A 14,755-nucleotide genomic window follows, 5' to 3' on the forward strand; every position below is an offset into this window, starting at 1 on the left:
CGGGGGGCCGGCGCGCCCCCCGTCGGCCGGTCAGGCGGCCCGCACCGCGGGAGTGCCGTACCTGACCGCGTCGTAGTGTCCGAGCAGTTCGTCGCAGATGCCCGCCCAGTCGCGGCCGTACACCGACAGGCGTGCGTGCCCGCCCAAGCGGGTCCGCAGTACGGGGTCGGCCACCAGAGTGGCGACGGCGGCGCGGAGCGCGGCCGGGTCGTCCGGCGGGTAGAGGAGGCCGTTGTGGCCGGGCCGTACGAGATCCAGCGGGCCGCCCGAGGCCGGTGCGACCACCGGCAGGCCGGCCGCGAGCCCCTCCTGTACGGCCTGGCCGAAGGTCTCGTCCGCTCCCGTGTGCACGAACACGTCCAGCGACGCCACCAGCTCCGACAGCTCCGGCCCCGTACGGAAGCCGGTGAAGACGGCGTCCGGCAGCAGGCGTTCGAGCCGCCGCCTCGCCGGGCCGTCCCCGATGACCACCAGACGTACGCCGGGCAGGTCGGTCAGGTGGGAGAGCAGCCAGGGGCGCTTCTCCGGAGCGAGCCGCCCGACGTAACCGACGAGCACCTCACCACCGGGCGCCAGCCGGGCGCGCAGCTCCGCCGACCGGTGCCGGGGGTGGAAGCGCCGGTCGTCCACGCCGCGGGCCCACAGCGCGAGGCGGGGGAAACCACGCCGCCGCAGCTCGTCCAGCGTGGGCCGGGAGGGCGCCAGCGTTCGGTCCGCGCGCTCGTGGATGCGGCGTAGCCAGGCCCAGACGAGCGTGTCGCCGCCGCGCAGGCCGTACCGGCGGACGAACCCGGCCAGATCAGTCTGGAACACCGCCACGGCCGGCACGTCGAGCCGGCGGGCGGCGGCGATCCCGGAGGCGCCGAGCATCAGCGGCGAGGCGAGGTGCACCACGTCGGGCCGGAAGTCGCGCAGCGCCGCCGTCACCTGCCGTGTGGGCAGCCCGAGGACGAACGAGCGGTAGAAGGGCAGGGGTACGCCGGGGGTCAGCCGGAGCCGGTCGTCGGGGTCGCCGGGACCGGGGCCCGGAGCGATGACGAGCACCTCGTGGCCACGGCGGGTCAGGTGGTCCAGCACGCGGCAGACAGAGTTGGTCACGCCGTTGACGTGGGGCAGAAAGGACTCAGTGACAATCGCGATCCTCACGGCCGTGAGCGTGACCGCGCCGCGCGACGGCGCGACCGCGCGGTGGCACCGCGCCGGGAAACATTGCGGAAACGTCGTCTCCCGCCCGTCCGCCGGAGAACTCCGGTGATCTCGTGCCGGACGGGTCGGTCGGGATGGCCCGCGGCCTGGCGGTCCGATGAGGTCCGCGCGAGCTCAGAGGCGCGATAAAAGCCCTGGTCATCAAATACGACGTACGGTGTTCGCGCGCCTACTTAAGCGACCCGTCACGATTCTGCAAACATCTCCGCACGCATCTTCTGCGGTGATATCCGACCCCGGGACAATCACCCCTTGTTCACCATTTGTCGGATGGATCACACTGTCCGACTTCTAAGGGGGTTTCGTGAAGAAGCTTCTTGCCGTGGCCGCGACAGCCGGCCTGGGCCTCAGCGGGCTCGGTCTCGGCGCCACAAGCGCGTCGGCGACCACGAGCGCGCCCGGGGCCTTCCAACCGGCGAGCCTCTCATGGCACGCGTGCCAGCCGGACATCGTGACGGGGGCCCAGGCGTACGACGCCCTGGGACCGGTCAAGGTCTCCACGATCATCAAGTGCGCCGAGCTGCAGGTGCCGCTCGACTACGCGCACCCGAACGGTCAGAAGATCACGCTTGAGCTGACCAAGACGCCGCACCAGGGCTCGGGAGCGGCCAAGGGCGACATCCTGGTCAACCCGGGTGGACCGGGCGGCGAAGGGGCCCTGTTCGGCCCGCGCGTCTACGCCCAGAACTCGGCCTCGATGCAGGCGGCGTACAACGTCATCGGCTTCGACCCGCGCGGCATCGGCTTCAGCACGCCGAAGCTGACCTGTGACGAGAACTACAGCAACGCCCCCCGGCCGGAGTACGGCACGGGCGGGAAGCACGACGACGCGGTCTGGCTGAAGAAGTCCAAGGACTACGCGGACGCCTGCGCGCGCAAGTTCGGCGCGGGTGCCAAGATCGACCTGCTCGACCACCTCAAGACGGTCGACTCGATCCGCGACATGGACACGATCCGCAAGGCGCTCGGGCACCAGAAGCTCGACTACTACGGCGCCTCGTACGGCACCTACCTCGGCCAGACGTACGCGACGATGTTCCCCAAGAACGTCGGCCGCATGGTCCTGGACGGCAACGTCAGCCCCAAGGGCGTCTGGTACGACGCGCAGTTGAACCAGGACGTCTGGTTCAACAAGAACATGGACTACTACTTCGGCTGGATCGCCAAGTACGACTCCAGGTACCACCTGGGCACCACGCAGGCCGCCGTCCGCAGCTACTACTACAAGCTGCAGGACAAGTTGGCCGAGCACCCGCTGACCTACACCTCAGGCGGTCAGACCGTCGCGGTCGGCGAGGACGAGCTGGTGGACAACATCCAGAACGCGGCCTACCGGCGCAGCCAGGCCGTCTGGAACAGCTACGCGTCCGCGATCTCGGCCTACAAGGCGGGTGACGTCGCCACGTTCGCCGGCACGTTCGGCGCGCCGACCACCGGCGGCAGCGACGACAACAGCTTCGCCGTCTACCTCGCCGTCCAGTGCACCGACACCGCGTGGCCGCAGAGCTGGGCCAAGTGGCACTCCGACGCCGTACGGACGAACAAGACCAGCCCGTTCCTGACCTGGGGCAACGTCTGGTTCAACGCTCCTTGCCTGTTCTGGCACGCCAAGCCGGGCACGCCGGTCGACGTCGGCCACACCAAGGACCTGCCGAACAACATCCTGATGTTCCAGGCCACCGACGACGCGGCCACCCCGTACCCGGGCGCGCTCGAACTGCACAAGATCCTCCGGGGCTCCCACCTGGTGGTCCAGGACGGCGACCGTACGCACTGCATCGTGCACCGCGGCGACCTCCGTCCCGGTGGCGTCGACTCCTACTTCGACGCCTACTTCCTGAACGGTTCCCTGCCGTCGGCGGACACCGTGCACGTCTCACAGCTCGGTGACCCGACCCCGCCGGCCGCCGCCGCGGCCAAGGGCCAGACCACGCCGAGCGCCGACACCGTCAAGTAACACCCGCACGCGAACGGTCCCCGGAGAACCCGGGGGCCTTTTCGCGTCCGCTCGCCTATTCAGGACGGAACCTGGCCGCAATCGTCCCTACGGTCAGTCGTGACGTACCCCGAGGACCCGAGGAAAGGCGAGAACATGACCGGCACGCGTGAGCTTCTGAGCACCGAATCCGCGACCATCCTGACGACCCTGGCCCAGCACCGGGCCTTCCTGCGCCAGACGGTCCGCGACCTCGACGACGAGCAGGCCGCGCGGCGCACCACGGTGAGCGCGCTGTGCCTGGGCGGGCTGATCAAGCACGTCGCGAACGTCGAGCGCGGCTGGATGGACTTCGTCGTACGCGGTACGGAGGGCGTCCAGGGCGAGCGGGACTGGCAGGCGGAGTTCCGCATGCTGGAGGGCGAGACGCTCGCCGGGCTGCTGGAGGACTACGACGCGGTCGCGGCGCGGACCGAGGAGATCGTGGCCGGCCTGCCCGACCTGGACTTCGACCACGCCCTGCCCGAGGCGCCCTGGTTCACGCCGGGGGCGCGCTGGTCAGCCCGCCGGGTCCTGCTGCACATCCTGGCCGAGACCTCCCAGCACGCCGGCCACGCCGACATCATCCGCGAGTCGCTCGACGGCGCCAAGACCATGGGGTGAGAGGGCCGCCTCACACCTCGGGCGGCCGGTCGCCCGGGGTGTGCTCGGTGGCGAGCCGGGCCAGCTCGACGCGCGAGCCGATGCCGAGCTTGCGGAACACCTGGCGCAGGTGGAACTTCACCGTGTGCGGTGAGACGAACATCTGGGTCGCGACCTGCGGATTCGTCAGGCCCTGCGCGGCCAGGGCGGCGACGTTCCGCTCGGTGTCGGTCAGGCTCGACCAGCCCGAGACCGGGCGTTCGGTCTGGGTCCAGTGCCGGCGGCGTACGCCGAGCCGTCGCAGCCGGGCACGGATCCGGGCCGCGTCGCGCAGCGCGCCGACCTGTTGGTAGCCCTCCAGCGCCCGGTCCAGCGCGCCGATCGCCGCGTCGTTGCCGGATCCGCCGGCCGGCCGGGCGAGCAGGACGCCGAGATCCTCGGCGGCCGAGGCACGGCCCCACGGCCCGGGATGGGAGGCCGAGGCGTGTGAGAGGGGCACCCGGTCGCCGCGCAGGATGCCGCGGGCGTGCGCGGCCGAGGCGGCGAGCGTGGAGAAGCCGGGGTTGTCGCGGGCGAGCTGCTCGGCCGTGATCGCCACGCTCTCGGCGGACGGGCGGTCCTCGGCCGCGAGCGCCGTACGCGCCAGCCAGGCCGCGGCGTCGGGCTCGGACATCAGCAGCCAGCGGCGTTCCATGGCATCGGTGTACGGGATGTGGAGCACGTCGAGGGCCTCGCGGGGGCCGGCCCTCGCGTCGGCGAGCAGCGCCATGCCCCAGCGGCCCCAGGCCAGCCCGAACCTCGTCCCGGCCCGGAGCTGTTCCTCATAGCGCTGGGCGTAACCGGCCGCCGCGTCGATGTCGCCGCGGTGCACGGAGACGATCACGAGGACCGCGATCGCCAGCAGCACGAACGCGTGCATGCCCATCTGGTCGGCGATGGCCATGCCCGCCTGCGCCTCGGCCGCCGCGTCGTCCAGGCGGCCCTCGGCGAGCCGCAACCGGGCGCGGAAGATCGCCGGGCTGGCGGCGTACGCGGTGTGCCCGAACTCGGTGATCTCCTCCTCGACGCGCTGGAGCTGCGTCTCGGCCTCGTCGAGCATCCGCATGTCGGTGAGGAGGGTGGCCAGGTGCAGGCGTGGGTGGACGCGCCTGGCCTGCACGTCGTCGCGCGGCGCGATGCGGACGGCCTCTCGTACGTGGCTGATCCCGTCCGCCGGGCGGCCGTCCGCCCAGGAGACGTAGGACAGCAGCATGCGGGCGCCCACGTGGGCGGCCCGGCCGTGCTCGTCCGCTGCGGCGACGATCGACTCGGCCAGTTTCTGCCCGCGCCGGAAGTCGTGGTTCGCGTACAGGGCGCGGAGGTAGACCTGCTCGGCCAGTCCGCGCAGCTCGCCGGTCAGGCCCGGCTCGCCGAGCGCCTTCTCCGCCTCGGCCACCGCGTCCATGGGCCGCCCGGCCAGCAGCAGGGCGTACGCCAGTTCGTACCGCAGCCGGGCCGCCTGCCCCGGCACCTGAGTGTGGCTCATCGCGGCGCGGGCGAAGTCGGCCGCCTCCGGCAGCCGCCCGGACGTCGTCAGCGCGTAGACCGCGGTCACCGTGCGGTCGAAACGCCCCTGATCGCCCGGCGTGGTGAGTTCGAGGGCGCGTACGGCCAGGTCGGCGGCGCTCTGCGGTGAGGACGGCAGCACCTCGTTCACGGCCTGGTCGAGGCCCTCCAGCGCGCGGGTGTCGCCGGGGCGCGCGTAGTGCATCAGGTGGGCGGCGGCCGGGATCGCCGAGCCGCCGCGCCTGAGCAGCATGTCGGCGGCCTGCCGGTGCAGCGCGTGCCGGACGGGCACGGTGACGGTCTCGGTCACGGCCTGCCAGAGCAGGTCGTGCCGGAACGTGAGCTGCTCGCCGGAGGGCACCACGACGCCCGCGGCCTCGGCCTCCTCGAGCGCGGCAAGGAGCCGGCTGGGCGGCTCGCCGAACATCTCGGCCAGGTCGTCGACGCGGAACGCGCGCCCCAGGACGGCCGCCACCTGCAGCATGTGCCGGGTGTGCGGGGACAGGCGTGCCAGCCGGCGGCGGGCGATCTCCTGGACCCGCCGCGGCATCCGCCGGGAGGCGAGCCGCGCCTGGCCGTCCTCGATCACGACCGCGCCCTCATCGTGAAGGCCGCGTACGAGCTCGACCAGCAGATAGGGGTTGCCGCCCGTGGCGGCGGTCAGTGAGAGCAGCTCGGTGGACGGCGTCGCGCCGAGGACGTCGGCGACGACCTCGGCCACCGCGCAGTCGCCCAGCGGCTCCAGCACCACGCGCCGGGCGCCGTCGCGCTCGAGGACCTCGAACAGCTGGGCGATCCCGGAGTCGGTCCCGTCGGTCCTCCGGGCCAGAATCCACATCAAGGGGTACGAGGCGAGCTCGGGGATCATCGACCGCAGCGCCAGGATCGTCGTCGGGTCGGCCCACTGCAGGTCGTCGAGGGCGATCAGCAGCGGCCCCTCGAAGACCCGCTCCTCCAGCCGCGTCTGCAACCGCTCGATCAGCCGCAGCCGCAGGTCGATCGTGTCGGAGGGCATGACGGACCGGGCCTCGCGAAGTGTCTGCGGCGACTCCCCGAGCGCGGTCATCAGGGGGACCAGCGGCGCGAGCCGGCTCGGCTCGTCGGCCGCGCCGTGGGCGAGCATGAAGCCCTGCCCGGCGGCGGCCTCCACCGCGTCGGAGAGCAGGTGGCTCTTTCCCATCCCGGAGCGACCCTCGACCAGGAGGACTCCACCCCGGCTCTGTTCGGCTGCCCGCAGGAGGGCGGAGAGGGCGCGCCACTCACGGGTCCGGCCACGCCAGCCACGCCGTGACGGTCGGCCGAGATCGGCTCCGGTCGTCGTCTCCGGGACGGGCGACGGGGGTTCCGCCGTGCTTCCATCAGTCACCAGAACTACAACTTACCTGGTCAGCGCTTTACCGACCGGTCAGTGCCGCGTGGCCCCGCGTTCTTACGGCGCGCGGGTGAAGCATGAGACAAAGTTGATCCGGGTGGGCGCTGAGGACTCGAATGCGCGGCCGGGTCCCAGCGCGCCCCCCGGAAAACCTGTGCCGGGACCCGGCCGATTCGCGTCACCGCGAGCCCGGAGCGACGGCGCCCGCCCCCCTGGGCCGGTGTCCCGGCGCCACTGAGCCGCCGCCCCCAGACGGGCTCAGTTGGCCGAACGCCCTCGCCGCGAGCTCGTGGCGGCGATAAGGAACAGTCTGCGCGGCGGCCCGGAACTCCACATCAGCCACCTGGGCAGGTTCGGTATCCCGTATACAATTCGGCTCTCGTCAGCCGCGGAGAGCCGGGTAGAGGTCCGCCAGCTCCCCGGACAGGCCGCCCTTGACCTGCCGGCTGATCGCGTCCGCGAACACCTCCGGCTCCCCGGCCTCGACGGCGTCGAGCACCCGCGCGGCCACGTCCTCCGGCCTCTCCTTCGGCCCGGGGGCGTTGGCGGCCATGTCGGTGTCCATGAACCCTACGTGCACCCCGACCACGAGCGTGCCCTGCGGAGCCAGCTCCAGGCGTACGCCGTTGGTCAGCGACCAGGCGGCGGACTTGGAGGCCGCGTACGCGCCCATGCCCGGCACGCTGACGTGCGAGAGCACCGAAAGGACGTTGACGAGTGCGCCCCCGCCGTTCGCGCCCAGGACCGGGGCGAAGGCGCGGGTGAGCCCCAGTGTGCCGAAGTAGTTGATCTCCATTTCGTTCCTGGCCTCGTCGAGCGTCGCCGGGCCGAGCAGCGGGCCGCCGTGGAAGACGCCGGCGTTGTTGATCAGCAGTGTGACGTCGCCGCACCGTGCCGCCGCGGCGGCGACGTCCGCCGGGTCGGTCACGTCGAGCTTCACGGGGACGAGGCCGGGGTCGGTGACGGTGCCCGGGTCGCGGGCGCCGGCGTAGACCGTGCCGGCGCCGCGTTCGGCCAGCGCGCGGGCGAGGGCGCGGCCGAGGCCGCGGTTGGCCCCCGTGACGAGAGCGACGGAACCAGAGATCTTCATGACAGTCCTTCCAGGATGGTGGCGTTGGCGAGGCCTCCGGCCTCGCACATGGTCTGCAGTGCGTAGCGGGCGCCGCTCCGGCGCATGGCGCCCATGAGTGTGGTCATCAGGCGGGTGCCGCTGGCGCCGAGCGGGTGGCCGAGCGCGATGGCGCCGCCGTTGACGTTGACCTTGGCCGGGTCGGCGCCGGTCTCCTGGAGCCAGGCCAGGACGACGCTGGCGAACGCCTCGTTGACCTCGAACAGGTCGATGTCCTCCAGCCGCAGCCCGGCCCGGCGCAGCACCTTGTCGGTGGCCGGGATGACGCCGCTCAGCATGAGCAGCGGGTCCGAGCCGGTCACCGCGAAACTGTGCAGGCGGGCGACCGGCCGCAGGCCGAGCCGCGCCGCGGTCTCGCTGGAGGTGATCAGCACCGCGGAAGCGCCGTCGTTGATCGGGCTGCTGTTGCCCGCCGTCACCGACCAGTCGATCTGCGGGAACCGCTCGGCGTACGCGGGGTCGGCGAAGGCCGGCCGCAGCCCGGCGAGCACCTCCGGCGTCGTGCCCGGCCGTACGGACTCATCGCTCGTGACCAGGCCCGCGTCGGTCCGCACGGGGGTGAGCTCGGCGTCGAAGAGCCCGTCGGCGTGCGCCTGGGCGGCGAGCCGGTGCGACCGGGTGGCGAACTCGTCCATCTGCTCGCGGCCGATCGACCACTTCGCGGCGATCAGCTCGGCACTGATGCCCTGCGGCACCAGGCCGTCGGGGAAGCGTGCGGCGACGCCGGGGCCGAAGGGATCGGCGCCCGCCGGGACGTTCGACCACATCGGGACGCGGCTCATCGACTCGACGCCGCAGGCGATGACCAGGTCGTACGCGCCGGAGATCACGCCCTGGGCGGCGAAGTGGACGGCCTGCTGCGACGAGCCGCACTGGCGGTCGATCGTGGTGGCCGGGACCTCTTCGGGCAGCCCGGCCGCGAGCCAGGCGTTGCGAGTGGTGTTCATGGCCTGCTCGCCGACCTGGTCGACGCAGCCGCCGATCACGTCGTCGACGAGCTCGGGGGCGATCCCGCTGCGGCCGATGAGGCCGCGCAGCGTGTGGGCGAGCAGCTCGACCGGGTGGACACCGGCGAGCGTGCCGCTGGGCCGGCCCTTGCCGATCGGCGTGCGTACGGCTTCGACGATCACGGCATCCCGCATGCGCTTCATCTCCCCACGTGCAGAGTTTGCATTTCCAACTCACTGTAGGTTCGAGTGAGTTGGAAATGCAAACGCACCGGTCGTACGGTGGAGGCATGACCACGCCACGTCCCTGCTCGATCGCCGCCGCTCTCAGCGTGATCGGCGAGAAGTACTCCCTGCTCGTGCTGCGCGAGGTGCTGTTCGGCGTCCGGCGCTTCAACGACATGGCCCGCAACATCGGCGCGCCGCGCGACGTCCTGACGGCGCGGCTGAACCGCCTGGTCGAGGCCGGCGTGCTGGACAAGGTGCGATACAGCGAACGGCCGCCGCGGCACGAGTACCACCTGACGGAGGCCGGGCGTGAGCTGCAGGGAGTGCTGCTGACGCTGGGGCAGTGGGGCGACCGCCACCTGGCCGAGCGCCCGCCGGTGATCTTCGAGCACTCCTGCGGCGCCGACTTCGAGGCGGCGGTCGTCTGCCGCGCGTGCGGCACGGAGGTCGCACCGGACTCCTTCGTCGGGGCCCGGTTCCAGGTGGAGGGGTGGGGGCCGGCGGGCCTAGCGGAGTAGTCCGGCGACCAGGGTCTCGACCAGTCGGCGCGCGTCGTAGGCGGGGTCGCTGTCCGCGCCGATGCAGAGGTTGCCGACGCCGCGCATGAGCTCGTACGCCCCCAGGCGGGACCGGATCTCGCCGGAGGCCGCGGCGGCATCGAGCAGCCGGGTGCACACCGGCAGGAGGCGGTCGAGGAAGTAGGCGTGCAGCGTGTCGAAGCCGGCGTCGCCGGACTGGAGCACCGCGGCGAGCCCGTGCTTGGTGACCAGGAAGTCGACGAAGAGGTTGATCCATCGGCTCAGCGCGGCGTGGGGAGTGGCGCTCGTCGCCAGCAGCTCCGGGCCGGCCTCGGCGCAGGCGTCGACCTGGTGCCGGTAGACGGCGATGATGAGGTCCGCCCGGGTCGGGAAGTGGCGGTAGATCGTGCCCATCCCGACGCCGGCCTTGGCCGCGATGTCGCGTACGGGGGCCTCCACGCCCGAGGCGACGAAGACCGCGGCGGCGGCGTCGAGCAGGGTCTGCTCGTTACGCCGGGCGTCCGCCCGCTTGGATCGGCTCGCGTCCACCGCGCCGCCCTTCTCCCGAGGCACCTTACCGGAGCATGGCTCCGGTTGCTCATGATGTCAGAGCGGCACCTCGGCGGCCAAATCCCTAAACGGGGGTGGCGAAGCGTCGCAGGGCGTCGGCGAGGCGGGGAAGGTCGAGCCCTTCGAGGTGGTCCATGATGTGGCGCCGGGTGCTGGCCAGGTGGGTCGGGTAGGCGTTCTCGAGGCGGGCCAGGCCGGCGTCGGTGAGGACCGCGTTGGAGCCGCGGGCGTCCTCGGGGCACTGGACGCGCTCGACCAGGCCGTCGGCCTCCAGGCGGCCGACGATGCGGGTCATGCCGCTCAGTGACACGTCGCACACTCCGGCCAGCTCGCTCATGCGCAGCCGGCGCTCGGGCGCCTCGGACAGGTGCATCAGTACGGAGTACTCGTTCAGCGTGAGGTGCTGCTCGCGCGTCAGGTCGGCGTCGATGGCCCGTGGCAGGACGATGATCGCCCGCCCGAGAGCGCGTGCCACGGCCTCCTCGTCGGGGTTCAGCGGCTGGGGCGGCGCCGTCTCGGTGGTGCGGATTTCGGCCATGCCCGCAGGCTAGTTGCTTGACAAAGCAATCGTCTAGAGTATTTGCTTCACGAAGCAAGTAACTTCCCGTAATGAAAAGAGATCTTCATGACCAAGATCGGAATCATCCTCGGCAGCACCCGGCCGGGACGCGTCGGCGAGGCCGTCGCGCAGTGGGTCCACCAAGTGGCCGCGCAGCGTACCGACGCGGAGTTCGAGCTGGTCGACCTGCTCGACTACAAGCTCCCGCACCTGGACGAGGCGCTCCCGCCGAGCCTGGGCCAGTACGCCCAGCCGCACACGCACGCGTGGGCCGAGAAGATCGCCTCCTTCGACGGGTACGTCTTCGTCACGCCGGAGTACAACCACTCCACCTCGGGCGCGCTGAAGAACGCCATCGACTTCCTCTACGGCGAGTGGAACAACAAGGCGTGCGCGTTCGTCAGCTACGGCGGCGCCGGGGGCACCCGCGCGGTCGAGCACCTGCGCCTGATCGCGGGCGAGCTGCAGCTCGCCGACGTACGCTCCCAGGTGGCCCTGTCGCTGTTCACCGACTTTGAGAACTTCAGCGTCTTCAAGCCGGGCGAGCACCAGCGGCCCGTCCTCGACACGACGCTGGACCAGGTCGTGGCCTGGAGCGAGGCCCTCGCCCCGCTCCGCGCCGCGGCCTGAGGCCGAGACCACCGAGCGGCGCGGCCGTACGGGAGCCGGCCGCGTACACGGGGGTACCGGCCGCCTCGATCACGGCGCGGTCAGGCGGGCGGCCCGGCTCAGGAGGTAGTGGTGCTCCGGGCCGCTCGCGGTGAGGCGGGCCGCCGTGCGGTAGCTCTCCGCGGCCGCCGCGGGCTCGCCCACCATCTCCAGCAGGTGGGCCCGTGCCGCGTGCAGGCGGTGGTGGCCGGGCAGGCGCTCCTCCAGCTCGTCGAGCAGGGCGAGTCCCGTGGCCGGGCCGTGGGTCATCGCCGCCGCGACGGCGCGGTTGAGCGAGACCATCGGATTGGCGGACATGCGTTCGAGCAGTCCGTACAGCGCCAGGATCTGCGGCCAGTCCGTGTCCCCGACCCCGGCCGCCTCGTCGTGGATCGCGTTGATCGCGGCCTGGAGCTGGTACGGGCCGACCGCGCCTCTGGCGAGGGTCGCGGTGATCAGCTCGACGCCCTCGGCGATGGCCGCGGCGTCCCACCGGCTCCGGTCCTGCTCGGCGAGCGGGATCAGCTCACCCGACGGTCCCGTACGCGCGGGGCGGCGGGCCTCGGTGAGCAGCATCAGGGCGAGCAGCCCGGCCACCTCGTTGTCGTCCGGCAGGAGCGCGCGTACCGCCCTGGCCAGGCGGATCGCCTCCCGCGCCAGCTCGCCGCGGTGCAGGTCGGGGCCGACGCTGACGGTGTACCCCTCGTTGAAGATCAGGTACAGCACGTGCAGCACCGAGTGGAGGCGGTCGGCCCACTCCTCGCCGGACGGGAGGCGGAACGGCAGGCCCCTGACGCGCTGCTTGGCCCGGCTGATCCGCTGCGCCATGGTCGCCTCGGGCACCAGGAACGCGCTGGCGATCTCCGCCGTGGTCAGCCCGCCGACGGACCGCAGCGTCAGGGCGATCGCCGACGTCGGGGTCAGGGCCGGATGGCAGCACAGGAACAGCACGGTCAGCGTGTCGTCGCGGTCCGTCCCGGACTCCTCGTCGGCGGGCGGCGCCGCCCGCCGGCCGGCCCGGCGGGCCACGAGCTCCTCCCGGCGGCGCCGTGCCTGCTCACTCCGTACGTGCTCGGTCATGCGGCGCGCGGCGACCTGGATCAGCCAGCCGCGCGGATTGTCCGGCACACCCTCGTCCGGCCACTGGGCCGTGGCGGCGAGCAGGGCCTCCTGCACCGCGTCCTCGGCGGCCTCGAAGTCCCCGAAACGGCGCGTGAGCACGCCGAGGACCTGCGGCGTCAGCCGGCGCAGCAGGTCCTCGCCGTCCGTGTCACACCTCCGGAGAGGGCACCGACATCACCGGGCGTACCTCGATCGGCATGTTCAGCGGGCGGCCGCCGGGCCCGGGTGCGGCCGACACGGTCGCCGCGAGCTCGATCGCGCGCTCGGGCGTCTCGCAGTCGACGATCCACCACCCGGCCAGGAACTCCTTGGTCTCGGGGAACGGCCCGTCGCTGACCACCGGGGCCCGGCCGCCGTCGGCCCGTACGATCCTGGCCTGGTCCGGCATCGCCAGGCCCTGCGCGTCGACGAACTCACCCGAGGCGGCGAGCTTCTCGTTGGTGTCCCGCATGAACGCGATGTGCGCCTGGAGCTCCTCGGCCGACCAGCTGTCGATCCCCGGAAAGTCGGTCTGCGCCGCGCTGAACTGCATCAACATCATGTATTTCATGATCTGTCCCCTCACTGTCACGTATAGGTAGAAGCAGGCGGCGGGTTCTCGACATCGTGGCGGAGATTCTTCCGGGGACCTGTCGATCCGGGTGCGGGCCGTTCGTGTAGAGGGTGAAAGGACCCCTTCCAAGAGGAGCGTTCAGATGAAGCAGTACGTGCTCAACGTCATTCAACCCGACGGCGACCGGCCGCCGCCCGAGGACCTCGGGCCGATCATCGAGCGGGTCATGGCCTGGGAGGGAGAGGTCAAGGCCGCCGGCGCCTGGGTGTTCACCGCCCGGCTGCACCTGGCGAGCACGGCCACCGTCGTACGGATGCAGGACGGCGAGGCCCTGATGACCGACGGTCCGTTCGCCGAGGGCAAGGAGCACATCGGCGGTTTCACGATCGTCAGCGCGCCCGACCTGGACGGCGCGCTCGACTGGGCGCAGCGGCTCAGTGCGGCGACCACACTCCCGATCGAGGTGCGCCCGGTCGACGACGGCGAATGACGCCGGTCGAGCGGGTCTTCGCCGAGGAGTACGGCCGCGCGGTCGCGGTGCTGGTGCGCGTCTTCGGCGACATCGACATCGCCGAAGAGGCGGTCCAGGACGCCTTCACCGAGGCGGTACGCCGCTGGCCGGACGGCGGCGTGCCCCCGAGCCCGGCGGGGTGGATCATCACCACCGCCCGCAACCGGGCGATCGACCGGCTCCGGCGCGAGGGCTCGCGCGCGGACCGGTACGCCCAGGCCGCCCTGCTCAACGCCCGCGACGAACCGGCCGAGGAGGGCGCCGTGCGCGACGACCGGCTACGCCTGATCTTCACCTGCTGCCACCCCGCGCTCGGCACCGGCGTCCAGGTCGCCCTCACGCTCCGGCTCCTCGGCGGGCTCACCACCGCCGAGATCGCCCGCGCCTTCCTGGTGCCGGAGAAGACCATGGCCCAGCGGCTCGTACGGGCCAAGGGGAAGATCCGCGACGCGCGCATCCCGTACCGCGTGCCCGGCGAGGCCGAACTGCCCGGCCGGCTGCGCGCCGTGCTCGCCGTCGTCTACCTGATCTTCAACGAGGGGTACGCCGCCAGCTCGGGCGAGCGGCTGGTCCGGGCGGGCCTGTGCGCGGAGGCCATCCGCCTCGGCCGGCTGCTGGCCGAGCTCATGCCGGACGAGCCGGAGGTCATCGGGCTGCTCGCGCTGATGCTGCTGCTGGAGTCGCGCCGCGCCGCCCGTACAGGCCCGGACGGTGCGCTCGTACGCCTGGCCGACCAGGACCGCGAGCGCTGGGACCACGACCTCGTCGCCGAGGGGCAGGATCTCGTGCGGCGCTGCCTTCGGCGTGACCGGCCGGGGCCGTACCAGGTCCAGGCGGCGATCAACGCCGTCCACAGCGACCCGCCGACGGACTGGACGCAGGTCCTGGCCCTGTACGACCTGCTGTGGTCGTTCACGCCGACCCCGATCGTGGCGCTCAACCGCGCGGTCGCGGTCGCCGAGGTCGAGGGGCCGGCCACCGCGCTGGCCCTGGTCGAGGAACTGGACCTCGACGGCTACCACCTGTTCCACGCCATCCGCGCCGACCTGCTGCGGCGGCTGGGCCGCGACGACGAGGCGGCGCGGGCCTACGACACGGCGATCGCCCGCGCCGCGAACGCCGCGGAGCGCGACTTCCTGATCCGCGGCCGGAGCTCGGTGGCCTGAGATTCGGCTCGGTGGCCTGGAGCGAGCCGTCGCCAGGTCATCGGGCTTACTTCACTTTCCGTTCATAACGGGCATTTAACCTGATCAGAGCCGCCGCCACCCC

14 protein-coding genes are annotated in these 14,755 nt (G+C 72.1%); 6 read left to right on the forward strand and 8 right to left on the reverse strand.

Annotated elements, in window-relative coordinates:
• Positions 1–30: 30 nt before the first annotated feature.
• Positions 31–1,146: a glycosyltransferase family 1 protein gene (locus tag QWU11_RS15675; RefSeq protein WP_290108910.1), complete on the reverse strand. Its 1,116-nt coding sequence runs from the start codon at positions 1,144–1,146 to the stop codon at positions 31–33.
• Between the two features lie 364 nt (positions 1,147–1,510).
• Here QWU11_RS15675 and QWU11_RS15680 point away from each other — a divergent pair, with 364 nt between their 5' ends.
• A complete protein-coding gene (locus QWU11_RS15680; protein WP_290108911.1) occupies positions 1,511–3,163 on the forward strand; it encodes an alpha/beta hydrolase in 1,653 nt (550 codons plus the stop codon).
• 135 nt (positions 3,164–3,298) lie between these two features.
• Positions 3,299–3,805 (forward strand): DinB family protein, encoded by a 507-nt coding sequence (locus tag QWU11_RS15685; RefSeq protein ID WP_290108912.1) that lies wholly within the window; start codon positions 3,299–3,301, stop codon positions 3,803–3,805.
• A gap of 10 nt (positions 3,806–3,815) precedes the next feature.
• On the opposite strand, the gene QWU11_RS15690 is transcribed toward QWU11_RS15685, so the two are convergent.
• The 3 genes from QWU11_RS15690 to QWU11_RS15700 all read right to left on the reverse strand — a co-directional run bounded on the left by QWU11_RS15690 (position 3,816) and on the right by QWU11_RS15700 (position 8,972).
• Positions 3,816–6,695, reverse strand: coding sequence for an AAA family ATPase (locus QWU11_RS15690; RefSeq protein WP_290108913.1), 2,880 nt, complete (start codon positions 6,693–6,695; stop codon positions 3,816–3,818).
• A 388-nt stretch (positions 6,696–7,083) separates the two neighbouring features.
• On the reverse strand, positions 7,084–7,791 hold the full coding sequence (locus QWU11_RS15695; protein WP_290108914.1) for an SDR family oxidoreductase: 708 nt from the start codon (positions 7,789–7,791) through the stop codon (positions 7,084–7,086).
• A complete protein-coding gene (locus tag QWU11_RS15700) occupies positions 7,788–8,972 on the reverse strand; it encodes a thiolase family protein (protein ID WP_290108915.1) in 1,185 nt (394 codons plus the stop codon). The genes QWU11_RS15695 and QWU11_RS15700 overlap by 4 nt, the downstream gene beginning before the upstream one ends.
• Positions 8,973–9,067: 95 nt before the next feature.
• Here QWU11_RS15700 and QWU11_RS15705 point away from each other — a divergent pair, with 95 nt between their 5' ends.
• Positions 9,068–9,523 carry a helix-turn-helix domain-containing protein gene (locus QWU11_RS15705; protein ID WP_290108916.1) on the forward strand — a complete coding sequence of 152 codons (456 nt, stop codon included), beginning with the start codon at positions 9,068–9,070 and terminating at the stop codon, positions 9,521–9,523.
• Here the strand turns inward: QWU11_RS15705 and QWU11_RS15710 are convergent.
• Together QWU11_RS15710 and QWU11_RS15715 are read right to left on the reverse strand one after the other, a co-directional pair.
• On the reverse strand, positions 9,512–10,096 hold the full coding sequence (locus QWU11_RS15710; protein ID WP_290108919.1) for a TetR/AcrR family transcriptional regulator: 585 nt from the start codon (positions 10,094–10,096) through the stop codon (positions 9,512–9,514). The two genes, QWU11_RS15705 and QWU11_RS15710, sit on opposite strands and share 12 nt — an antisense overlap.
• A gap of 61 nt (positions 10,097–10,157) precedes the next feature.
• On the reverse strand, positions 10,158–10,631 hold the full coding sequence (locus QWU11_RS15715) for a MarR family transcriptional regulator (protein ID WP_290108920.1): 474 nt from the start codon (positions 10,629–10,631) through the stop codon (positions 10,158–10,160).
• An 87-nt stretch (positions 10,632–10,718) separates the two neighbouring features.
• On the opposite strand from QWU11_RS15715, the gene QWU11_RS15720 reads away from it, so the two are divergent.
• Complete coding sequence (locus QWU11_RS15720; RefSeq protein ID WP_290108921.1) at positions 10,719–11,282, forward strand: NAD(P)H-dependent oxidoreductase; 564 nt, start codon at positions 10,719–10,721, stop codon at positions 11,280–11,282.
• Positions 11,283–11,351: 69 nt separating this feature from the next.
• On the opposite strand, the gene QWU11_RS15725 is transcribed toward QWU11_RS15720, so the two are convergent.
• On the reverse strand, positions 11,352–12,554 hold the full coding sequence (locus tag QWU11_RS15725; RefSeq protein WP_290109145.1) for a sigma-70 family RNA polymerase sigma factor: 1,203 nt from the start codon (positions 12,552–12,554) through the stop codon (positions 11,352–11,354).
• Positions 12,555–12,570: 16 nt separating this feature from the next.
• Positions 12,571–12,972, reverse strand: coding sequence for a YciI family protein (locus tag QWU11_RS15730; RefSeq protein ID WP_290108922.1), 402 nt, complete (start codon positions 12,970–12,972; stop codon positions 12,571–12,573).
• Between the two features lie 145 nt (positions 12,973–13,117).
• Here QWU11_RS15730 and QWU11_RS15735 point away from each other — a divergent pair, with 145 nt between their 5' ends.
• On the forward strand, positions 13,118–13,465 hold the full coding sequence (locus QWU11_RS15735) for a YciI family protein (protein ID WP_290108923.1): 348 nt from the start codon (positions 13,118–13,120) through the stop codon (positions 13,463–13,465).
• Positions 13,462–14,652, forward strand: coding sequence for a sigma-70 family RNA polymerase sigma factor (locus QWU11_RS15740; RefSeq protein WP_290108924.1), 1,191 nt, complete (start codon positions 13,462–13,464; stop codon positions 14,650–14,652). Before QWU11_RS15735 ends, QWU11_RS15740 begins: the two co-directional genes overlap by 4 nt.
• Positions 14,653–14,755: the final 103 nt, after the last annotated feature.

This window comes from Actinomadura sp. DC4 (assembly GCF_030406325.1).
Taxonomy (GTDB): Bacteria; Actinomycetota; Actinomycetes; order Streptosporangiales; family Streptosporangiaceae; genus Actinoallomurus.